Genomic DNA, 21,749 nt, shown 5'->3' with positions numbered 1-21,749 from the left:
TCGGTGAGGTCATCGGGGGGAGGGTTGGTGAGCTGCACGCCTTGACCCCACGCGGCAGGCAGACACATCCGCTGCTCGGCTCCACGGTTGATCAACAGGCCTTTGCCGGGTCGTTTCGCTGTTCGGTGTGTTCGTATCCGGCTTCCCGCAGCAGCTCGTGGTCGTTTCCAGTTCAGGTGACGCGGGTGTGTGCCTGGCGTAGTCGGTCGTTGACTTCTGCAGTTCCCTCGCGCGGGTGTAGAGCTCGCCTTCCAGGACCCTGCTTCGGCTGCCGTCGGGTGCGCCACGGGCCGCGATGAGTTGGGTGACCTCTTCCACCCGGTGCACGATCAGGACGACCTTGCCGTCGTGGTCGAGGACGGGCGCGTTGACCGGGCTCCAGTACCGTTCCTCCCACTCGCCGGGCCTCTGCGTGGGCTGGACGTCATAGCGCTGCAGGGCCTGTGTCGGCCCATCGGGCCGGGGCCGTCCGCGCCGCGATGGGCCGTACGGGCCCGTGCCAGCCCCGCCGAGGGCGAGACACCAGGGCGTGGACGGGGCCTGGACCCGGTGAGCTGGGCCGGCAGCACTGCCTGAGCCGGCCCTGCGTGGGCGGTGCGACGGACGCACGTGCGGTGCGGTGCGCGTGAGTAGGCCCCTTCGGCGACCGTGACGAACGGTGGCGTGTGCACCGCACCGGGCACCCCCCACCCTGTCCGCCGGTGCGGCCGTCACAGATTGCGTTGACCGGGCTGCTCTATGCACGGTCGGCGGACATGCTCCGTGATCCTATGAATGAGGACTGACATTTGATACGCGAGAGCGGTTGGGTGGCGGTGGCGGTGGTGGTGACGCCTTTTGCTCGGTAATGGCGTGATGGGAATCCCCTCACCCGACAGCTCGGGTACTACATTAATCAGGTGACGGCCAGCGGGAGCGGGCGTCCCGGCTGAGGACCAGGGTGCGGCGCCCCGGACGACGGCCGGGCCCAGGCGACACCACCGCGTCGCCGGGGAAGGGGCGGAAAGGTAGGCGAATTTTGATCTTTCTGGGTCCAGTGCGCCTGCAGTAGCGCCGCACTAGCTATTCCGGAGTCAGTACCGGTGATTGTTCCCGAGCACGGTCGGCGTCCGAGCGAAACCCGAGGCGGCGGTCGGCCGCCCGTACGGATGACAAGCCACGCTCCTACGGTCCGGACGTGCCGCGCCCGTCGGATCCGAGAGAGCAGCGCCTGGGCGCCCGGGTCCGGGCGGCCGGGCGCTTCCCCGAGAGGTGATTGGGATGCGGACTGGCACGGGTGTCATAGCTCTTGCGCTGGCAGCGGTGTTCGCAGTACCCGCAGCGGTCGGCATGGACCCCGGCGCGGCGTCGCGGGGGACGACCGGCAGACTGAAGGTGAGCGCGCAGGCGGCACTTGCTACGACCGCGACCCGTCCACTGATCGTGCGGGGCAACACCTGGTATGTGCGTGATTCGCTGAGCAGCGACCCCGCCACCACGACGTTCAGCTACGGCACTTCCGGGGACCTGCCGATGTCAGGTGACTGGGACGGCAACGGCACTCTGACACCGGGCGTGGTGGCCGGCAACACCTGGTACTTGCGCAACAGCAACACCAGCGGCATAGCCGACATCACGCTCACCTATGGCAGTCGCGGGGACATACCGATCGTCGGTGATTGGGACGGCAACGGCTCCTTCACTCCGGGTGTGGTGCGGGGCGACACCTGGTACCTGCGTAACAGCAACACCAGCGGTGTGGCCGACATCGCGCTCACCTACGGCAGTGCGGACGACCGCCCGGTGGCCGGTGACTGGGACGGCAACGGCACGTTCACTCCGGGTGTGGTGCGGGGCGACACCTGGTACCTGAGGAACAGCAACACCAGCGGCATAGCGAACACCACCCTCACCTACGGCAGCGCGGGCGACCGCCCCGTGGCCGGTGACTGGGACGGCAACGGCACGTTCACCCCAGGCGTGATGCGCGGCGCCAACTGGTATCTGCGCAACAGCAACACCAGCGGCGTGGCGAACGTGTCGTTCGCTTTCGGCAACGCCTGTGACATCGGCCTTTCCACCGCCTCCACCCTCGTCCGCGAGCGCGGCGGCCGCCCGCTTGCCGCGTCGCTCGCGGGACGGCACATGACCGTGCTGCCGACCGGAGCCAAGGTGGTTGCACTGACCTTCGACGCCGGGGCCAACGCCGCCGGCCTGCCCAAGATCCTCAACGCCCTGCAGAACGCCTGCGCGCCGGCAACGTTCTTCCTGACCGGGACATGGACCAACGCCTTCCCCCAGGACACCCGGCTGCTCCGGCTGCGCTACCCGACCGGCAACCACTCCTTCTCCCACCCCGACCTGACGACCCTCAGCGACGCCGCCGTACGCGATCAGATCCTGCGCACCCAGGTCGCCGTCCAAGCCGGCGCCGCCTACGATCCGCGGCCGATGTTCCGCTTCCCCTTCGGCGCCAGCGACGCGCGGACCCTCTCCATCGTCAACGCCCTCGGTTACGCATCGATCAACTGGACCGTCGACACGCTCGGTTGGAAGGGCAACTCCGGCGGCCAGAGCGTGTCCACCGTCGTGAACAGGGTGCTGGCCAACCTGCGGCCCGGCGAGATCGTGCTCATGCACGTGGGCTCCAACCCGGACGACGGCAGCACCCTGGACGCGGACGCACTGCCCACGGTCCTCTCCGCTCTGAGCGCCCGCGGCTACTCCCTCGTCACGGTGGCCCAGTTCACGTGAGGGACCGGGGCGGGACCTTCAACGGCCCGACGCGCTGATCACTGCGGCAGAAGGTTGTCCTGGAGCCTTGCGGACCAGGAGACCGACCGCCTCCTCACGGCCCGCTCGGCCGGGACCAGAGTGATCGTCGGGCGGCCAGCCGGGCCGCCCGACGCAAGACGGCCTCTGTAGGGACGTGTTCCACGGCAAGGCTTGGTCGTTCGGGCCGTCGTCGGCAATACGTGCAATGAGGATCATCGCAGACGCCTTCACACCACCGGTCGCACACCACGCACAGCGCTGCGTCATACCGTTCGCAGTACTCCTGCCTGGTGCCGCACCGCTGGCATGATCCGGACTCCGGCCGGACGGCGGAGGGGCGCTTACGTGGCATCCCCCTGTACGAGGTTCAGCATCTCCGCATCCACCATGGCTGAGACGGATCGCCATAGGAGTCCATGATCGTGCGGGAACGGTAGAACTCGTCAAGCGGATGCACGCGTCGCCGGAGCTCCCGCGACGATCCTGGCGGAAGTCCGCACAGCGCCTGCTCCAGCATCTCCCGTGGATGAGGGTCAGAGGGGCAGCACGCCTCAACTCCGCAGCCACGGAGCTGAGGATCTCTCAGCCCACGGGCCGGCCCGTGAACGGTGCCGATCCATCGCGTCACCGCATCGGCGATGGCCCCCGGCCACAGATGTGAATCCTCGAACGTGGCAATCTCGCTCTGTGTGCGTGCCGAGACCCCAGAAACGGTCTTCCTGCCATGCTCCGGGCGGAGCCTGCGCGACAGCTTGGCGCGCACCTGGCCTGGCGGTCTACGCGCCATCGGCCTTTCGTCGGTTCGTCATGGACGACATCCTTACAGAGGGAAGCCATTCCGATCAATGCAGTTCGACTTCGATCCCCCTTCGGGGAACGCGAACCCACGGCCTTTCGCCATCTCCCCTGGACGGTGCTTCACGGAGGCTGTGCTGGCGGAGATCATCTGTTCCTGGCGTGCGCTATGCCTCGACTTCCGGCTCCCGATCGGGGAACGCGCGCAGCCTCAACTGTGGCGCCCGGTGGTCGGCTTGTATCGCCCATCTGGATCGTCCGCCAGAATTCCCTTCCCATCGCGCCTTCTGGGCATCGTGCGAGTGACTGCTGCCGATGACCAGATGGCTCACTCTCTACTGTGCTGCGGCCACGAAAGACGTCACATCGGCAGCTGCCTCCGCGCCATTGCACGGTGGGGCCCCCGGTGGGCATGGGAAGGAGGCGTCGCGTACAACTTTCCTTGGCCATGGGGTGTCTTGCAGTGAACACACGGCCGCGTGGGCCCTGTGGTCAACGGGCAAGGGGGTTCCGATGGGACGGCGTACACAAGCATTTCTGGCCGGGTGCGGGCTGGCGGTGCTGTTGCTGGCGGCCGGTCCGGCGGTCGAGGCGCGGGCGGCTGCCGACCCGGTGGACGCCACGGTCAGTCTGCAGTTCTACAACCCGCAGGTTGCGCCCGGCCGGCAGTTCGATCTGGACGTTTTCGGCCACCTGAAGTCAGGCACGTTGGACACATTCCGCACCTTGGTGCACCTGCCGAAGGGCATGACTCTCGTCCCCAACGCGGACCGGAACTGCAAGGCGACGTCGGCGAACCAGCGAGAGATCGCCTGCACTCCCGGTGAGCCGGGAGCGACCATCCAGGTGGCGGACGATGTGCCGGTCGGCACCGAGCTGACGATCACCGCGTCGGCCGACATCGGCGACGCGGTCGACAGCCATCCGGAGGACAACACCGCCCGGCAGGTGGTGCTGGTCAAGCCGGGCGCGGACTGGAGCGTCAAGTGGACCGGCCCCACCACCCCGGTGCAGCCCGGCAGCACACCGGTGACCACCAAGCTGGTCGTCACCAACCACGGCGCGGAGGCCGGCGTCCCGTACATCATCACCAGCGGCCCGTCCGACTACCCGGCACAGATGGAGCTCTACGGGAAACAGGACAAGAGCTGCGGCACCGCCACCGAGGGCCACGGCCTGATGTGTAACCCCAAGACATCGGTACCGCCTGGCGGATCGATCACCTTCACCTTCCGCTTCACTGTCTTCCCCGCGGCACTCGGCAAGGAACAACGCCGGGAGGCACGCGTCACCTCCGACCGTGCGCCGTCGGAGCAGGACATCAACGACAACAGCACGGCGCTGGTGGTCCACGTCTCCGACAAGGCCGCGCAGCCGACCGCCAAGCCGACCATCTCGGCCCCCAGCCCGGGCCCCGGCGGCACCACGCCTGCCACCCCGCCCGGCGACCAGCTCGCGGACACGGGAGCGGCCGACACCGGACCCGCGCTCCTCGCAGCAGGAGCGGTCGCGGCAGTGGGCGGCGGCCTGCTGCTGGCCACGCGCGGCAGGCGCCGCAGCCGCAGCCGCAGCCACTGACGCCGGCACCGGCACCGGCGCCGACACTCGACAGCCGCTGCTGAGATCAGAAATGTGGGGGGACGGCGTCTCAACACGAGACGCCGTCCCCGGTGAGGATGGAGACGGTCGAGAGAGTGCTGAAGCGCGCTGGCGCGCCCTGGTGTGTGGGGTGGGGGCTGGGCAGGCTAGTTTGCTGGGGTGAGTCTTCTTGATGATGTGGCTGAGCGCGATGGCTGGCGCTGCTGGGTATGTGACGAACCGGTCGATCCCGACGAGTCGGTGAACGACCCGCGGGGGCCGAGTGTCGACAGCCGGACTGCCGACCGGAAGGCCAAGGTCGCCGAGCGGCTCGCGCACCGCGGGTGCAACAGCCGCAAGGGCGCGGTCAAGGTGGTCATCGCCTGGCCGGAGCGCCTGTATGTGGTCGAGCCCGCGCCGCTGATCACCGTTGCCGGGAGGCTGGAGCGCAAGGGCGGCCGCGAGATGGTAGGTCGTTGTCCGACCAAGCGGGACGCCCAGGAGGCGGCGGATTGGCTGGTGGACCGGTTCTCCCGACTGGTGCCGGGGCTGCCGGTGACCGCCGACATCGAGGCGGGCGGCGGTCAGTTCCTCGTCGTCCTGGCCGCCGGCCGCCGCTGACCGGGTCTCACCGGTGCACCCGCCACCAGCTGAACCGACGCCCACGTCGCGTCGGCCAGTTGCCGCGCGGCGCAGGGCACGATGACGGGTCGCCGGAGCGCTCGGCTGCCTGGACCGCGCGGTGCCCGGCACCGCACGCCGGCTGCGGTGCAGACGGTACCCGCCGCCCGAGTGGGTGCCCAAGGTGTCCCTGTGACTCGTCTGTCCTCGTAGCGTTGCTTCGAGGGGCGACCGCCTGGGACAGCGAGGTCGCCGTTGGGAATGGGACGGGGGAGTGGTGGACAGCGAAGCGCTGATCGGTGGCATGGCGAACGCGGGCGCGGTTTTCCGCCGGGGTGCGCTGGTTGAACGGCCCGCGCCACGGAATGCGCAGGCCATTCACGCCTACCTCATTGCGTTGAGGGAACGCGGGTTCGACGGTGGTCCGATGCCGATCAGCCTCATCCCCGAGGGCCGTGAGGAGTTGACCTTCGTCCCCGGCGACGTTGCCTTGCCGCCGTTTCCGCGATGGGTCATGACGGCAACCGCCCTGAGATCGGTTGGTGGTCTGCTCCGACGCCTGCACGAGGCGAGCGCGCTGGTGCCGTTGGACGCCACGGCCGACTGGGCTCGGGACCTGGCCGACCCGCTGGGCGGCACCATGCTGTGCCACAACGACGTATGCCCGGAGAACGTCGTCTTCCGCGACGGCCGAGCCGTCGCACTGATCGATTTCGACTTGGCCGCTCCGGGCCGGCCTGTCTGGGACGTTGCGATGACCGCGCGCTACTGGGTCCCGACGCTGGATCCCACCTCCGCTGCCCTCAAGTATCCCGACGGCCTGGATGCACCAGCGCGGCTGCGGCTGCTGGCTGACGGCTACGGAATGTCTCCCCACGACCGAGCCGAGCTGCCCGGAGTGATCGAAGAGGCGACCGAGGTGGCCCGGGCCTTCGTCGCCGGCCGCGTCTCTGACGGTGACCCCGTCTACCTTCACGCACTGGCCGGGCACGGCGGTTGGGAACGCTGGGACCGCCTCCAGACCTGGCTCGCGGCCCAGCGGGAAAGGTTCACGGCGGCGTTGCTGGCCTGAACTGTCGGCGTACACCCGTATCTGACACTGGCAAGATTTTCGTAGCGAAGATCGTCTTTGCGCCGTCGCCAACCACACCGAGGGGAGCACGCCAGCCGTGGCAGACGTCAGAGTCAACCTTGACGCGAACGCGTTGTGAGTCGAGTATCGCCGAAACCCGATCGGGAGATGCATAAAGGATTCATATAAAGCTGCTATGCTTCAGGCATGAGTCGCCGAGACGCCGCGCACGGCGCTTCCGATGCCATCGGGTCAGCCCTCTACGGTCTGGCCACCAGGGCAGTGAGACGCCTTCCCCGCGACATGAGCCTGACGTCCGCCGCCACCTTGGCCACCCTGGACAAGACCGGCCCGCGACGGATCACCGATCTGGCGGTGGCCGAGGGCGTCACCCAGCCCGCGATGACCGTCCTGGTCCGGGTGATGGAGGAATCCGGGCTGGTCGAGCGGAAGGGCGATCCGTCCGACAAGCGGGTCACGCTGGTGTGCCTGACCGAGGCCGGCGCGTCGTACGTCCGGACGCGACGCCAGGCGGGCGTCGACGCGTACGCGCGGTTGGTCGACGAACTCACCGGTGACGAGGTCGAGGCCTTGACAGCAGCCCTTCCGGCGCTGCTGCATCTGGCGGAGCTCGAAAGCTACGCCCGAGAGGAGTCGGACCGGTGACCGAGGCCCAGGCTCATGACCAGCCCATGAGTACTGCCCTGATACCTTCCGAGGCACGTCTGCTGGTCCCCGCCCTGGTGTTCATCGCCCTGGTCGTGGCGGCGGTCGCCAGCCTCGGGACGCCGCTCATCACCAGCGTGGCGACCACGTTCCACGTCTCCCTCGACAGCGCGCAGTGGACGCTGACCATCGCCCTGCTCAGCGGCGCCGTCGCCACACCCGTCCTCGGCCGGCTCGGCGCCGGTCCGCACCGGCGGGCCACGATTCTCGCCACGCTGGCGATCGTCGTCGTCGGCAGCGCGCTCACCGTGCTGCCGCTGCCGCTGCCGTTCGCCTGGCTGCTCGTGGGCAGAGCGGCCCAAGGCGTCGGACTCGGTCTCACGGCGCTGATGATGGGCGTGGCCCGCGACCATCTTCCCGAGGAGCGAAGCGCGGCCACGATCGCCCTGATCTCAGTGGTCTCCATCATCGGAGCCGGCGTCGGCTACCCGCTGGCCGCGCTGCTCGCCGAGTTCGGCGGACTGCGGGCCGCCTACGGCCTCGGCCTGCTCGTCACCGCCATCGCCTTCGTGACCGCGTGGCGCTCCATGCCCGCAGCTCCCGAAGGCCGCTCCGCTCACGTGAACGTGGCCGGTGCGCTCGTCCTGGCGGGTGGACTGCTCCTCGTCCTGTTCCTGGCCGGCGAGAGGAGCCTGTGGAGCCGACACCTCGCCGTGGCGGTGACCCTTGCTATCGCCGCCGTACTCCTGCTCTGCGTCTGGACCGTTTCCGAACTGCGAACCAAGACGCCCCTGGTCGACGTCCGGGCCGTACGGCACCCGGCGGTCGCCGGGGCGAACATCGTCATGTTCGTCGGCGGGAGCGGCATGTACCTCCTGCTCACGCTCATCACCCGCTACGCGCAGACGCCGCACAGCGCCGGCTACGGCTTCGGACTGACCACCTTCGTGGCGGGGCTGGTCCTCATCCCGTTCTCCGTGCTGGGGTTCGTCGCCGGCAAGCTCACGCCGCGGGTCCGCGAACGGATCGACGGCCCCCTGCTCCTGGCCGGCAGCGCCGCCATCGTCGGCGGCGGGTTCGTCCTGTTCGCCACCGCCCGGTCCAACCTGGCCGAACTGCTCGCGGCCATGGGCGTGCTGGGCTTCGGCGTCGGCAGCTTCTCGGCCGCCATGCCCGGCGTCATCCTGGCCGTCACCCCCACGAGCGAGACGTCGAGCGCCATGAGCTTCAACTACGTCGTCCGCAGCGTCGGGTACTCCCTGGGCAGCGCCATCGGCGGTCTGGTCCTGGCCGCCGGCACCGCCACGGGCCGCCTCTTCCCGAACGACGACGCCTACACGACCGCGGCGCTGGTCGGCGTCGCCGCGATGGCGATCACGACGATGGCCAGCCTCGCCCTCGCCCGCCGACGCTCACCCGAGACCAATCCGATCACAGCCCCAGTCGGTGTGCCCGGCCTGGGCCGGTCGAGTCGAACCGGAAGCTGAGGATTGAAGCCGTCCGACTTCGACGCCGTCTCCGTCGGCTCGCTGACCCACAGCGCGCCGGCCATGGATCTGAGCATGCTTCCGGTCATCAATTCCGAACACAGGAGGTACCGTGGCCAAGGGCTACTGGGTCAGCGTCTACCGCACCATCGCAGATCCTAAGAGGCTTGCTGCCTACGACGAGCTGGCCGGTCCAGCCGTCAGGGCCGCGGGCGGGCGGCTGCTCTCCCGCGGCAGCCGGGTCGTCGCACACGACGCCGGAATCGCCGAGCGCACCATCCTGATCGAGTTCGACAGCTTCGAACAGGCGGTCGCCGCACGCGCGAGTGCGGCCTACCAGGAGGCGCTGGCCGTACTTGCTGACGGCGTCGAGCGCGACTTCCGCATCATCGAGGGCCTCGACTGACGATCGAGGCTGCGTCGGCGACGGACACGAAGCCGACTGCGGGGATCACCCCGGCTCGTCAGCGCGCCGCACCGACACGAAAAGCGTCAGGCCGCCAGTGGCATCGGCGGTGATGTCCAGTCCGGCGACGGTTCCCGGCGGCGCGGCGGCACGGACGTCGGCCTCGATGTCGGCGGGGGTGCGTTCGACGAGGTTCCAGCGGCCGACGTGGGTCATCAGGGCGGCGTAGGGTTCGGGGTCGCGATGTTGGAGAAGTAGAACGTGCCTCCGGGGCGGTACAGGCGGGACAGAGTGGTGCGGATTAGGGCTCGGGTGCTGGTCGGTGATGGGAGCGTGCAGGAGGTAGTCGTCGAAGTGGTGGCCGTGGTTGAGCCGGCGGGAGGCCTCGCGCCGCGTCAGGTTGGAGAGCCTCAGCACATGTAGCGGCGGCGAAGGTGGGCGATCAGTACGACCTGATGACGCAGGAGCGGGATGCCGGCACGGCTTCCCATGATGCGCTTTTGAAGCTCCACGTCGGTGATTCGGCCCTCGTCGACTCCGGGGTTGTGAGGCGTGGTGATGCCCTGGGCGACCGCAGTTGGTCTTCGCGCAGGGCGGTAGCGATGCGGGCGAGGGGCGTCAGTCCGCTGTTGGTGAGTCGTCTGAGCCAGCTGAGCCAGTCCGGTAGAGGGGTGGCATCGCGGGTGTCGAGCCTGGCGGCGAACTCGCGGACCAGGTCGTGGGTGCGCTTGAGCTCCGGGCAGTGTTCGAGCGGCCGGCGCAGACGCTCGGCGGTCTGCGGGCCGTGCCGGTCGGGGGCGGTGATGATCCAGCGTGCGGCTTCGCGTGGGGACGGCGGTCGTTCGCGGGCTCGTTCAGGGGTAGGGCCACGCCTGAGGGGTGCGAGAGCCATCTTCACGCGCTGGTAGTGCCTCAGGTAGCCCTTGCCGACGAGTTCCTGGTGGAGGATCTTGGCGTTGTGTTCGCCCTCGTCCCAGCGTTGCTGCAGGTAGTCAAGATCGAGAACAAGTTCAAAGAAGCGCACATCAAACACCCTCCAGAACGCGATCAAGTGCCGCCCGGCCTACAGGTCCCCAATTCGGCTTGCCACCGGGAATGCCCCGATCTCCGTTCTGCCCCATGACCATCAGGAAGAGGCTCTTCAAAGCGGCCAGCCCGCGGGCGCGCCGGATCGCCGCCTCGTCTGCATGCGCATACATGTCGAAGAACCGTGAGGCCGTGCCCGCGGGCAGCAGCACCCATGCGGCGGCGAGGTCCCACGCCGGATCCCCGGCGAACATGTCACCGAAATCGACGATGCCCGAGAGCGTTCCGTCCGAGACGACGACGTTCGCGGGATGCAGGTCGCCGTGCACCCACACCGGCGGGCCCTCCCACGCGTCGGCAGCAACGGCGTCTTCCCAGACTGCCCGAATATCGGCAGTGATGTCGTCGGGGGCAACGGCCTGGAAGAAGTTCTCGAAGCCGTCCGTGCAGTTCCTGGGATGGGCACCGCGGTCCGTAGCGATCGGCGCCTCGGCGGGCGCCTCCACATGGAGCGCCCGGAGGAAGCCCGCCAGCGTGTCGGCCGCGTGATCGCCGCGGCTGATCGAGCCGTGGTCCAGCGGCTCGCCGGGAACCCACGTCATCACCGTCCAGTGCTTGGGGAAGCGCTCGGACGGTTCGCCGAACCGCACCGGGATCGGCACCGGGAGCGGCAGGCGCGGGGCCAGCACGGGGAGCCACCGTCGCTCCTTGAGCTGGAGCTCCGGGGTGGGGTCCATGCGCTGCATGCGCACGGCCAACTCGTCCCCGAGGCGCCACATTTGGTTGCCCCAGCCGCCCGCCACCTCGCGGACGGCCAGCCCTGCAAGGTCTGGATGTTGCTCCTGCAGCAGGTCGCGGACCAGGTCGGCGGTGATCTCGATCTCGGCGTCGGTCATGCGAAGTCACAGTACTGAGGCGGCAGGCGGAGGGGCTCTCGCTCCTGAACATTTCGCTGTGATTCCTCTGGCATCACCGATTTGGTTTCAGAGAGCGGCAGATCAGAGGCTTTGGGACGAACCGACCCCCAAGTTCAGAGAAAGGAAGCAAGTTGAGTGCCTGTTGGAGGTGTCTCGTCTATGCCGGTTCGGTTGGTGTGGACAGCGAGGCCGTGACTCCCGCGCGGGCCAGCTCGTCGGTGATGATGCAGATCACCGTGCGGGCCATGAGCGGCAGGATGACGTCCTTGCAGTTCAGCTGTATGACGGGGTCGCCGGTGCGCTTGTCGTGGACCGTGACGTTGTTGGGGCTGTAGAAGTGCACGTGGGCCAGCGCCGCTTCGAATGCTGTGGCAGTCAGTTCCTGACCGCTGTCAGTGGTACGCATCAGGCGGGGTCGGGCGGACTCCAGTGCGGCGACGGCGCGGTTGCGGTCGTCGGCCGCGACCGTGATCCGCCAGATCTGGTGCACGGCGAAGCCGTGCTCGGTGACGATGGGCAGTGTCCCTGGCGCGACGGTGATGCCGGCGCGGGTCGGTAGCGAGGTGATCGCCCGTCTCAGCCAGGGAGCCGCGCGCCCGTCGGCGACGGCTGCCCACTCCCTGGCGACCCGCCATGCGATTTCTGGATCGGCGTGCGCGGCCGCCTCGAAGTACCGTTCGACCGTTCCTCTGCTCTCGGCGTCATTGCGTAGGAGCTGACAGCCATCCTGGAAGAAGGTTTCAGCGCTGTCGAAGCTATGGGTCATCAGGCTGTCCTACCACTGAGCACCGACAGGGCCGACTCCGGAACGGCTGCAGCAGCCTCGCGTAGCTGCGCGGCGTGGCACTCTCGACCGCACCGTCTCGAGCCGGCCACCGTCCTGGGCAGCGGCAGCGGCAGGGTCGGCCCGGCCCTGGGCTTGACGCACATGCTGTCCGCCGAGCACGCGTACCGGATCGGCTGGTATCCACGAGCCGGTCCGGTGCGCGTGCGGTGGTGGTTGTGGTTCCGGAGGGAAGCGGGGGTCAGTTCACTGGCCTGTGACGCGGGCGGAGTGGAGGATTGTTTCAGCCAGGGCGGGGGACCGTACGTCGATCAGCACGCTCACGTCCAGGGACGGGAGCGCCAGCGCGAATTCGGTCATGCCGGTTTGTTCGTTGGTGCTCGAGGACAGCGTTCCGCTCACTCCGCCGATGGTGATGGGGCGGGTGGTGGCCGCGGGGCCGAGATAGGTTGTGGAGAACGTTCTGCCTGTGCTGAACAGAACCTGTTGTCCCAGTCTCGTTGCCTCGGTGAGCGGCGTCAGGCAGGGGACCTGCAGCAGGTCCGGATGGTCGATGACCCGGTCCCGGCCGTGCGGACTGCACGGTTCCGGATTCAACGCCCAGCTCGCCGGGACCTCCAGTTGCAAATGGTGGAAGGAGGAGGGCCGCAGGCTGGGCGCGGCGGCCTGCTGGGTGCCGTCCCCCGGCCGGGCCGAGGACCACAGCCCGAGCCCCAGCGACACCGCTGCCAGCGCGATCGCTGCGCTTGAGGAGACGACCCACCGCCGGCGGATCACTGCCTTGCGCCGTACGCCCGTGGTCACGGCCTGCAGCAAGTGCGCCCCGCCGGGGGCGTCTGCCGCCTGTGCTCGAAGCGACCCACTCACCAAGGCGCCCAGTTGCTCGTCGTTCATGCTCTCGTCCCTCACTCTCATACGTCCTGTCTGGTGAGCCCGCGGGAGGTGCGCAGCGTCGCCAAAGCGCGGGAGGCTTGGCTGCGCACCGTCGCGGGAGAGCAGCGCAGCACCTCGGCGATCTGCTGGTCGGTCAGGTCCTCGTAGAAGCGCAGCACCAGAACCGCGCGCTGCCGCTTCGGTAGTCCGGCTAGCAGGTGCACGGCGGCGTGGCGCCGCACCACCGTGTCTGCGGCATCCCCCTGCTCCGCAGGGGACGACATTTCGGCGGTAGGCAGTTCACCGTTGGATCTGCGCCGGCGCCAGCTCAGATGTTCGTTGACCAGCATCCGTTTGACGTAGGCGTCGGGATGACCGAGGCCGCTGATGCGCCGCCACTGCCGGTACACCCGAATCAGTACGTCCTGCGTGAGGTCCTCGGCCAGATGCCGATCCGAGCACAGCAGAAAGGCAAGCCGGAGCAGGGCCGGACCACGTGCCTGCACGTACTCCTCAAAGGAGCCCTCCATGGGTCTCATCACTGTTCCCCTCCCCGGCCGCACTTCGTGACGGCTCCACCGAAGAACGTCGTGACCGACCCGTTCTGTTGCACTGGGCCCTGCCCTTCGCCGATCCGGTATCCCGCGACCGAAATGGACTGGCCTCAGGGCCGGGCCTCTGGTCACCCGCGCCCCGGGGCTACCCAGCACCTCATCTCGTTCCCGGGGCGGGCGCGGCGGCCAGTTGGGTGGATCCCGTCAACGGGGGAGTGCCGCAGCGCTGGGCTTGCGTGTGTGCCGCTCATCCTGCGATGGCGATGGCGATGGCGGCGACCACGATCATTGCCGGCTGCGCTGCGGGCAGGAGTGCGGCGATGAGCCGGCGGCGCAGGCGGATGCCGCGGGCTGCGGGGATGAGGACGTAGATCAGGAGGACGAGGAGGGCGTAAAGGAATCCGGCGACGAGGGACGAACATGCCACCGACGTTGGAGGCTTCCAGGTCCTTATAGGTACAGCCAGGGGGAAGGCGCGCAGCATCGCCGCTGCAGCGCCATGCCCCGGAGGTGATCAGGTCCCAGGCGGCCCAGGTGGGCACGGCGCCTGTCAGGATACCGACGGCGCCGCTCGCCGCTCATGGACCACAGGTCGCGCCGGGTTGCCCATCAAGCTCCTGCATCGGCCGATCCGTGTCATCTGCCGACGCTCGCATTGCGCTTCACCTGCGCCGCCTGCGCGGCAGCGTCGCCGAGGCACCAGCGGACGACGACTTGACGGCGCTCGACCAACTCCTCGACGCCACCGGTCTGCACAGCGTCCTGCGCCGCGACGAACTGATGGTGCGCACCGAGCGCGCCGTCCGGGCGGCAGGACGCGCCTGAGGGCAAGCACGGACGTGCCGGCCGGTCGGTCGCCGGCCGGTGGCGGTCCTAGCGAGGGCCCGCGAAGAAGGTGTGGGCGAGACCGTCGAGAAGGTAGCCCAGGCGTCGGTCAAAGGTCTGCTGGGGGTCGACGGGGCGTTTCGGACCCAGCAGCGCCCGGGAGGCCAGTGGGTACCGGCCGGAGGCGGCGACGGTGTCGAGGTAGGACGGTCCGGTCTCGTCCCCGTCCGCTGCGGGCTGCTCGGCACGGCGCCGGTGCGCCTCCAGACGTTGGGCCTCCGCCGAGGCGTACCCCTGGACGAAGGCCACCAGGGTCCTCCAGACGTCGAGCATCTCGTCGATGTCGAGACCGTAGCCGTCCAGCAGGGTCAGGGTGGACTCCGTCATGGTGACGGTGTTGGGCCCGAAGCCGCCCGCGGTGATGGCGTGGCGGGTCAGCCAGGGATGGCGCAGCGTGACGTCGCGGAGGATGTGCGCCGCACCCGTCAGATCGGCGCGCCAGTCACCGGTGCGCGGGGGAGCGATGGCTTCGGCGCTGACGCGGTCGGCCATCAGGTCCAGCAGATCGTCGCGGCTGTCGACGTAGCGATAGAGCGACATGGCGCCGGCGCCGAGATGGTCGGCGACCTTGCGCATGGTCACCGCGTCGAACCCCTGGCCGTCGGCAACCTCGATGCCCGCAGTGGCGATCGCGTCGTAGGACAGCGCAGCGCGTGCCGCTCGTGCCGGTCGTCCGGCTTTCTCCCAGTTCACCATTTGCTTTCATCGTACGCGCTGCGTACGTTGTACGCATGGGTTGGATGTACGCGATGTACGCAACCGGATGCTCGCCTCTCGCCTCCGGTCCCGACCCCCTCCTGGAAGGAACTGACACGCCATGCCCACGTCCCGAGCTCCCGCCAGCGGCGCCCTCGCCGTCAAGGTACGGGGACTGATCAAGCACTACGGCCCGACCACAGCGCTCGACGGTGTGGACCTCGACGTTCGCCCCGGCGCCGTCCTCGGCGTGCTCGGCCCCAACGGGGCCGGCAAGACCACCCTGGTCCGCGTTCTGTCCACGCTCGTCCGGCCGGACGCCGGCACCGCCTACGTGGCCGGCTGCGACGTGCTGCGCCAACCCCGGCAGCTACGCCGCACGATCGGGCTCACCGGCCAGTACGCCTCGGTCGACGAGAAGCTCTCGGGCATCGAGAACCTCTACATGATCGGCCGGCTGCTCGACCTGTCCCGGCCCGACGCCCGGCGCCGCGCCTCCGAGCTCCTGGAGCGCTTCTCCCTCACCGAGGCAGCCCAGCGCACCGCCGGCACCTACTCCGGCGGCATGCGCCGCCGCCTCGACCTCGCCGCCTCCCTGATCGGCCGACCCGCCGTCCTCTACCTGGACGAGCCGACCACCGGTCTCGACCCGCGCACCCGCAAGGAGGTGCGGCGCATGGTCGGCGAAGGCGTCACCGTTCTGCTCACCACCCAGTACATGGAGGAGGCCGAGCAGCTGGCCTCCGAACTCGCCGTGATCGACCGCGGAAAGATCATCGCCCGCGGCGGTGTCTCCGAGCTCAAGGCCAAGGTCGGCCGCCGCACCCTGCGCATCCGCCCGGCCGACCCGCTGCACTTGAGCTCTCTGGCCACCGAGCTCGACGCCGCCGGCCTGACCGGGCTCGCCGCGACCGCGTTCGACCGCGAGACCGGGACCGTCGTCGTTCCCGTGCAGAGCGACGAGCAGCTCACCGCGCTCGTCGGCACCCTGGCCGCCCACGGCGTCGCCCTCGCCGACATCACCACCGAACTACCCACCCTGGACGAGGTGTTCCTGTCCGTCACCGGCCACCGGACCGGCATCTCCCAGGACGCCGCCCCCGCTCACCAGGAGGTCGCCGCATGAGCACCGCCATCCCCACCCGAGACCTTCCCGCCATCCAGCAGGGCGAGGCCGACGACCGCATCGGACTGCGCGCCGGCCTCCGGCACACCGGCGCCCTGGTCCGGCGCAACCTGCTGTGGATCAAGAAGGACCCGGAGTCGATGTTCGACGCCGTCCTGATGCCCGTCGTCTTCACCCTGCTCTTCGTGTACGTCTTCGGCGGCGCCATCGGCCATTCCCTCGGCGGCGGCCACCACCAGTACGTGCAGTATGTGATCCCCGGCATGCTTGCCATGATGAGCATGACCATCGCCCAGGGCGTGGGCACCGGCTTCAACGAGGACTTTCACAACGGCATCATGGACCGCTTCCGGACGATGCCCATCGGGCGCTCCTCCGTCCTGATCGCCAAGATTTCGGTGGAACTCCTGCGGATGCTGGTCGCCACCACCATCCTGATGATCGTCGCCGCCCTGGTCGGTTTCGAGTTCACCAACTGGGCCGGCCTCTTCGCCGCCGTCGGGCTGGCCGTCCTGTTCGGCTCGGCCATGATGTGGATCTTCCTGGTGCTGGGCGTCACCCTGAAGAACGCCCAGTCCGTGCAAGCCATGGGGTTCCTGGTCATGATGCCGCTGCAGTTCGGCTCCTCCATCTTCGCCCCGACCCGGTCGATGTCCGGATGGCTGCGCACCTTCACCGCGTACAACCCGATGTCGGGCCTGGCCGACGCGGCCCGCGGCCTGATGATCGGCGGCCCGATCGCCCACGGCCTGGTGGTCACGCTCGCCTGGAGCGCCGGGCTCACGCTGCTCATGGCGCCTATCGCCATCCACAGGTTCACGACCAAGAGCTGACGCGCAGCTCGGCAGCCACCGGTGGTGAGCGGGTCAGATCGTCGAGGTCATCGGCGTCGGTCGGCGGCGACGTCGTGTGCAACGACGCCGCACTGCTGAGCCTGACCTGTGGTCACCACTTTGTGTGACCGCTTGTCAGTGGTGGCGGCTACGTTGAGATCATTGAAGATCGGCCGCACTGGCCGGTCCGTGGGGAGGGGTGTGCCATGGCGGCTGCGCATGCGGAAGTGACGACGTATTTGGAGCTGTCGCAGGACGACGGCGGGGCGCACAAGTTCTACGAGGTGACCGTGGACGGCACAACGGTTTCCGTGCGATACGGGCGGATCGGCGCGGGCGGACAGCACCAGGTCTCGACGTTCCCCACGGCGGAGAAGGCGAAGGCCGCGGCGGCGAAGAAGATAGGCGAGAAGGTCCGGAAGGGATACGCGCCGGCGGTGGCGGGGCAGCGCGCCGCGCGTGCGGTGACGCGACGCCAGGTGACCTCGGCGCCCTCCACGGCGCGGGCGACGGCGCCGGTGCTGTGGCGGTTCCGTACGGGCGCTTCGGCCTTCGGGATCCATATCGACGAGGACCGCTGCTGGGTGGGGAACCAGCGCGGCGATGTCTACACCTTGGGCCACGACGGCGAGGTGCTGGCCCGGTTCTCGTTGCCGGACGGGGTCAAGTGCCTGGTGGCGGACGACTTCTGGATCTATGCGGGGTGTGACGACGGCAAGGTGTACGACCTGTCGTCGAAGGTGCCCTTCGCCGCCTATGAGATCGCCGACGACGTGGACATCTTCTGGCTGGACATCCACGAGGGCGTGCTGAACGTCGCTGACCGCAACGGCGGTCTGACCGTCATCGACCACGAGGACGAGTTCCAGTGGTCACGCCAGTCGGCGGGTTCGAGTGCGTGGATGGTGCGGGCGGACGACCGTGCGGTCTTCCACGGGCACAACCAGGGGGTGACGGCCTACGCGGCCGACGGCAGCGGGGAGTTGTGGCACACCCGGACCACGGGGAACGTGCTGTTCGGGTGGCAGGAGGACACCGCTGTGTACGCGGGCACGGGGCGGCGTGTGGTGGAGCGACTGTCGAAGGGGACGGGCCGGATCGAGGCGACGTACGCCTGTGACACCGCGGTGTACTCCTGCGCCACGTCCCAGGGCGGGCAGTACGTCTTCGCGGGCGATTCCGCCTCCTCGGTCTACTGTTTCGACGCGGACGGCACCCGGCTGTGGAAGTTGGGCACGGGCGGGGGCTCGGCGCTCTCGATGCAGTACCGGGACGAGAAGCTGTACATCGTGACGACGGACGGCTCGCTGGCCTGCATCGACGCGAGCGCGGCGGCGATCGCGGCGGCGCAGACCGGCACGGTGCCGGTGGCCAGGGATGTCAAGGAAGCAGCCGCGCTGCCGACCTACACCCCGGCGGCGACCGTGGCGACGGTGAGCGCGGTGCCCGCGCCGGGGACCGGGATCGTCGTGGAGTGCGTGCAGGTCGGCGGGCGGCTGCGGGTCCACGTCGTCTCGGACGGCTTTGAGCCGACGTGGCACGTTCAGTTCCCGCGCTCAATGCGGCAGATCGGCGCCCGCTATGTGGTGGACGCGCTGCACACCTCATCCGGCGGTTTCTACCGGGTGCGGGGCGAGATAAAGCAGCTGGTGTAAGGCTGCGGACGGTGCTCCCGGCTTCCTGCTCCCCTTCCCGGCCGGGCTGCGCTGCCTGCCCCCAGCGGCCCGTGGCTGGACCAGTTGCAGGCCATGCAGTGCTACTGCGCCGCCGTACGGCCAGCGGAGTTGCGACGGCTACCACTCCTGGAGGGCCGCCGGCCTGGCCGGTAACGCCCCGTGTGCTGGAACTGCTCGCTGCCTGGTGGCCGGTGCATGCCGTACGGGTCCTTGGGTTTCCGGCGATGGGCGTACCTACGGGCGTGAGTGACGAGGTTTTCGTGCGGGGTGCGGCAGTTGGGTGGACGTTTCCGCGAGGGCACCGTGCTCCTCGTCGACCGGCATCGACGGTAGGGCCGGGCGCCCGCGCCCGGCCCTAGCCTGCTGACCGCCGCCCGCACCCGCGCTCGTGCCCCCGGCGGGTTGTCAGGACCGTCGGGGGCACGGCGGCCGGGTCAGGGGTGGGTGTGTCAGAGGCGGGTGCTGAGCAGCAATGGGCGGGGGAACTGTTCCTTGGGTGAGGTCAGGGAGCCGCTGACGGTCACTTCCCGTCCGGCGGCGGAGATTTTCCAGGGCGAGTACGCCGTCCCGTCCGTCCCGGCGGGGAACCCCAGCGACGTCACACGGGTGCCGGCGACCCGCAGTGCGTAGCCGTTCTCGCGGTCGTGGGTCATGCCGACAGCGACGATGCCGTCACGTGTGGCGGCCGCGCCCGTCAGCGGGCCGGCGTCGGCGGGGCGGTCCAGGGGTGTCCATGTGCGGCCGTTCCAGTGCATGATCAGCGCGTGGCCGCGGTCGTCCTCGTCCAGGAGGGTGCGGCCCACCGCCCACACATCGTGCGGGCCCTTGGCGATGACGTCGTTGAACTCGCCGTACAGGCCGCCGTAGGGCGGAGTCGGCAGTGCTGTCCAGGAGCGCCCGTCGTAGTGCAGGACGACGGGCCGGTCGTCGTCGCCGTAGCCGCTGCCGACGGCCCAGATGTCGTTCGGGCCGGATGCCGCGATCGCGTTGAGGCCCCAGTTCGCGTACTGCTTGGGCAGGGGCACGCGGTGCCAGGTGTGTCCGTCCCAGTGTTCGACGAGGCCCTCGGAATGGTCGATGATCTGGGTCGGGCCGCCGTCCGGGTCGGGGATCCGTTCGTCGAGGACCTGGGCCCAGCCCGCCGCCCACACGTTGTCCGGCGTGAGGGCGTCGACGCCCAGCAGGCCACCGCTGATCGTGTCCTGGGGCACGGGCGCCGGTTCGACGCGCCAGGTGTGCCCGTTCCAGTGCTGTGTCATGACGGGATCGCCCTCGCGGTCGGTGTCGCCGACCAGCCACCCGTCGCGGGCCGAGGTCGCCGCCAGGGCGTTGACACGGCCGAGCGCTCCGGGCGCGGTCGGCATGGCGGTCCAGGGCCCGTCGGTGCGGTCGTCGTGCGTGTAGACGACGGGGTGGAACGAGCCGCTGCCGTCCTCGTCGCCGAGCCGGAAGCCGGCCGTCCACGTGGTGTGTGCGTCAGGTCGGATCGAACCGCTCAGGACGGTGTCGCCGTCCGGCAGTTCGGCCGCGCTCCAGCGCGGCGCGGCGGCGGGGGCCGCTGCGGCGGTCGCGGGTAGCCCCCCGCCGATGACGAGCGCGGATACCGCGCCGATGAGCAGAGTTCGGACTTGTATGCCGACAGCCACGTCGTAACCCCCCAGGCTCGGGGTGCGGCACCCCGTTGCTCTTATGACGTCCCAGCCGACGGCGGATGTTTCATCCTGCGTCAGGTCGGCGCCCGGGTGACGCGGAAGCGGGGTCTGCCGCACGACCGTCCGGCCGGCCTCGCTTTGTATCGGGCCGCGCCGGTCAGGCGTAGTGGTGGATCGTGCCGTGGAAGGTGGGGGGCGGCCTTCGCCGTGCTGGACGAAGGTGGCGGCGAGGGCGTCGATATGGCCCGCCGCGTCGGTTCCGAGCCTGGTGACGGTTGAAGGTGTCGGTGCTCGTGGTGCAGCCGCGCCCGTCACCGGTCGCAGCTCGGCTTCCGCCGCCCCCACGGCCCCACCGTCTCGGCTGTCCGGCGCCGTTTTGCGTCTGTGCCCGGCTGTAGCACGCCGCGGGCGGCCGCCGGCCAGCTGCACCTCGGCCCGCGCACCTCGGCCGCCGTGCCGGCTGCTGCGCTCCGGCCGCGTCCCCTCCGGCCTGCCGCCGTCCGGCCGCTGCCGCTCGTGGGTACTTCTGCCGGCGCCGTGGAGAACTCCTGGGCCACGGACTTCGGTTCCGCCGGTGCGGGCGGTTCCGCCGGTGCGGGCGGTGCGGGCGCCGAAGGGCCGGCGCGGGTGCGAGAGCCCTCTCGGTGCTCCGCAGCGACGGCGACGGTCGTCGTTGTGGCTGGTGTGCACGGGGGCTGTTTGTCAGGGTTGTTGGAGGGCGTTGGTGACGAGCTCGCGCGCGTAGTGGGTGGTGAGGTTGTCGGGGCGGAAGAGGATGCGGTACATGATCGGTGCCACGATGCGGTCGATGACCAGTTCGGTATCGGGTGCCCGTTCCCCGCGTAGTGCCGCGCGGTTGAGGACGGTGTCGATCTGCTGGGCGGCGTAGACCGAGCAGCGGCCGGCGTTGCTGCCGTCGGGGTCGCCGAGCAGGGCGTCCCGGATGTAGGCGCGTCCGGGGGGAGATGCCATTTCGTCGAGGAACTGCTCGGCCCAGGCGTCGAGGTCGGCGCGAAGGCTGCCCAGGTCGGCGGGGTCGGTTTCCGGGCGCAGCCGTTCGACAGCGACGTCGGACAGGAGTTCTTGCAGGTCGCCCCAGCGGCGGTAGATCGTGGAGGGCGTCACGCCGGCCCGGGTGGCCACCATCGGGACGGTCAGCCCTTCGCGGCCCACCTCGCTGACGAGGTCACGCACCGCGGTGTGGACGGACTGCTGTACGCGGGCGCTGCGCCCGCCGGGGCGGGTCATGGGCTGGGGGCTCATACCATCCACCTTAATGCGAATCCGTCGCTTCTAGTACTGCAACGGCGTTTGGCGTGACTGGTGGCCAGGGCCGTCGTTGATTTGA

At 69.4% G+C, this 21,749-nt stretch carries 21 protein-coding genes and 1 pseudogene; 11 read left to right on the top strand and 11 right to left on the bottom strand.

Annotation, left to right across the window (positions count from 1 at the left end):
• Positions 1-181 precede the first annotated feature (181 nt).
• Positions 182-441 (bottom strand): annotated as a pseudogene (locus tag C6N31_RS44680) (protein phosphatase); the annotation flags it as partial.
• Between the two features lie 861 nt (positions 442-1,302).
• On the opposite strand from C6N31_RS44680, the gene C6N31_RS45770 reads away from it, so the two are divergent.
• From C6N31_RS45770 to C6N31_RS39790, 7 genes are all read left to right on the top strand, one after another.
• Entirely contained in the window at positions 1,303-2,733 is a 1,431-nt protein-coding gene (locus tag C6N31_RS45770; protein WP_198359434.1) for a polysaccharide deacetylase family protein, read from the top strand.
• Between the two features lie 1,329 nt (positions 2,734-4,062).
• Positions 4,063-5,127, top strand: a complete 1,065-nt coding sequence (locus tag C6N31_RS39815) for an LPXTG cell wall anchor domain-containing protein (protein ID WP_198359433.1) — start codon at positions 4,063-4,065, stop codon at positions 5,125-5,127.
• A 180-nt stretch (positions 5,128-5,307) separates the two neighbouring features.
• Entirely contained in the window at positions 5,308-5,748 is a 441-nt protein-coding gene (locus C6N31_RS39810; RefSeq protein WP_138351650.1) for a hypothetical protein, read from the top strand.
• A gap of 304 nt (positions 5,749-6,052) precedes the next feature.
• Positions 6,053-6,820 (top strand): phosphotransferase, encoded by a 768-nt coding sequence (locus C6N31_RS39805; RefSeq protein WP_138351863.1) that lies wholly within the window; start codon positions 6,053-6,055, stop codon positions 6,818-6,820.
• 207 nt (positions 6,821-7,027) lie between these two features.
• On the top strand, positions 7,028-7,486 hold the full coding sequence (locus C6N31_RS39800) for a MarR family winged helix-turn-helix transcriptional regulator (protein ID WP_232486225.1): 459 nt from the start codon (positions 7,028-7,030) through the stop codon (positions 7,484-7,486).
• Between the two features lie 26 nt (positions 7,487-7,512).
• On the top strand, positions 7,513-8,973 hold the full coding sequence (locus tag C6N31_RS39795) for an MFS transporter (protein WP_138351649.1): 1,461 nt from the start codon (positions 7,513-7,515) through the stop codon (positions 8,971-8,973).
• 112 nt (positions 8,974-9,085) lie between these two features.
• Positions 9,086-9,379 carry a DUF1330 domain-containing protein gene (locus C6N31_RS39790; protein ID WP_138351648.1) on the top strand — a complete coding sequence of 98 codons (294 nt, stop codon included), beginning with the start codon at positions 9,086-9,088 and terminating at the stop codon, positions 9,377-9,379.
• Positions 9,380-9,424: 45 nt separating this feature from the next.
• Here the strand turns inward: C6N31_RS39790 and C6N31_RS39785 are convergent, their stop codons facing one another.
• From C6N31_RS39785 to C6N31_RS39755, 7 genes are all read right to left on the bottom strand, one after another.
• Positions 9,425-9,595: a hypothetical protein gene (locus C6N31_RS39785; protein ID WP_187144677.1), complete on the bottom strand. Its 171-nt coding sequence runs from the start codon at positions 9,593-9,595 to the stop codon at positions 9,425-9,427.
• A 226-nt stretch (positions 9,596-9,821) separates the two neighbouring features.
• Positions 9,822-10,403, bottom strand: a complete 582-nt coding sequence (locus C6N31_RS39780) for a hypothetical protein (protein ID WP_187144676.1) — start codon at positions 10,401-10,403, stop codon at positions 9,822-9,824.
• A gap of 1 nt (position 10,404) precedes the next feature.
• Positions 10,405-11,301: an aminoglycoside phosphotransferase family protein gene (locus tag C6N31_RS39775; protein ID WP_138351647.1), complete on the bottom strand. Its 897-nt coding sequence runs from the start codon at positions 11,299-11,301 to the stop codon at positions 10,405-10,407.
• A gap of 178 nt (positions 11,302-11,479) precedes the next feature.
• Entirely contained in the window at positions 11,480-12,088 is a 609-nt protein-coding gene (locus tag C6N31_RS39770; RefSeq protein WP_138351646.1) for a hypothetical protein, read from the bottom strand.
• A 264-nt stretch (positions 12,089-12,352) separates the two neighbouring features.
• Positions 12,353-13,000: a hypothetical protein gene (locus C6N31_RS39765; RefSeq protein WP_138351645.1), complete on the bottom strand. Its 648-nt coding sequence runs from the start codon at positions 12,998-13,000 to the stop codon at positions 12,353-12,355.
• A gap of 17 nt (positions 13,001-13,017) precedes the next feature.
• Positions 13,018-13,509, bottom strand: coding sequence for a SigE family RNA polymerase sigma factor (locus tag C6N31_RS39760; RefSeq protein ID WP_138351644.1), 492 nt, complete (start codon positions 13,507-13,509; stop codon positions 13,018-13,020).
• A gap of 271 nt (positions 13,510-13,780) precedes the next feature.
• On the bottom strand, positions 13,781-13,960 hold the full coding sequence (locus tag C6N31_RS39755) for a hypothetical protein (protein WP_138351643.1): 180 nt from the start codon (positions 13,958-13,960) through the stop codon (positions 13,781-13,783).
• 206 nt (positions 13,961-14,166) lie between these two features.
• Here C6N31_RS39755 and C6N31_RS39750 point away from each other — a divergent pair, with 206 nt between their 5' ends.
• On the top strand, positions 14,167-14,358 hold the full coding sequence (locus C6N31_RS39750) for a hypothetical protein (protein WP_138351642.1): 192 nt from the start codon (positions 14,167-14,169) through the stop codon (positions 14,356-14,358).
• A 48-nt stretch (positions 14,359-14,406) separates the two neighbouring features.
• Here C6N31_RS39750 and C6N31_RS39745 read toward each other — a convergent pair whose 3' ends face one another.
• Positions 14,407-15,114: a TetR/AcrR family transcriptional regulator gene (locus C6N31_RS39745; protein WP_138351641.1), complete on the bottom strand. Its 708-nt coding sequence runs from the start codon at positions 15,112-15,114 to the stop codon at positions 14,407-14,409.
• A gap of 121 nt (positions 15,115-15,235) precedes the next feature.
• On the opposite strand from C6N31_RS39745, the gene C6N31_RS39740 reads away from it, so the two are divergent.
• The 3 genes from C6N31_RS39740 to C6N31_RS39730 all read left to right on the top strand — a co-directional run bounded on the left by C6N31_RS39740 (position 15,236) and on the right by C6N31_RS39730 (position 18,728).
• Positions 15,236-16,240 (top strand): ATP-binding cassette domain-containing protein, encoded by a 1,005-nt coding sequence (locus tag C6N31_RS39740; RefSeq protein WP_138351640.1) that lies wholly within the window; start codon positions 15,236-15,238, stop codon positions 16,238-16,240.
• Positions 16,237-17,073 (top strand): ABC transporter permease, encoded by an 837-nt coding sequence (locus C6N31_RS39735; protein WP_138351639.1) that lies wholly within the window; start codon positions 16,237-16,239, stop codon positions 17,071-17,073. Before C6N31_RS39740 ends, C6N31_RS39735 begins: the two co-directional genes overlap by 4 nt.
• A gap of 206 nt (positions 17,074-17,279) precedes the next feature.
• Positions 17,280-18,728, top strand: coding sequence for a WGR domain-containing protein (locus C6N31_RS39730; RefSeq protein WP_138351638.1), 1,449 nt, complete (start codon positions 17,280-17,282; stop codon positions 18,726-18,728).
• Between the two features lie 470 nt (positions 18,729-19,198).
• On the opposite strand, the gene C6N31_RS39725 is transcribed toward C6N31_RS39730, so the two are convergent.
• Positions 19,199-20,395 carry a hypothetical protein gene (locus tag C6N31_RS39725; protein ID WP_198359431.1) on the bottom strand — a complete coding sequence of 399 codons (1,197 nt, stop codon included), beginning with the start codon at positions 20,393-20,395 and terminating at the stop codon, positions 19,199-19,201.
• Between the two features lie 708 nt (positions 20,396-21,103).
• The gene (locus C6N31_RS39720; RefSeq protein WP_138351636.1) at positions 21,104-21,664 is read right to left on the bottom strand and encodes a TetR/AcrR family transcriptional regulator; all 561 of its coding nucleotides are present in this window, start codon (positions 21,662-21,664) and stop codon (positions 21,104-21,106) included.
• Positions 21,665-21,749 lie beyond the last annotated feature (85 nt).

It is taken from the genome of Streptomyces fildesensis (assembly GCF_016107395.1).
In the GTDB taxonomy this organism is placed as follows: Bacteria; Actinomycetota; Actinomycetes; order Streptomycetales; family Streptomycetaceae; genus Actinacidiphila; species Actinacidiphila fildesensis.
This window is presented reverse-complemented; position numbering and strand designations above follow the sequence as displayed.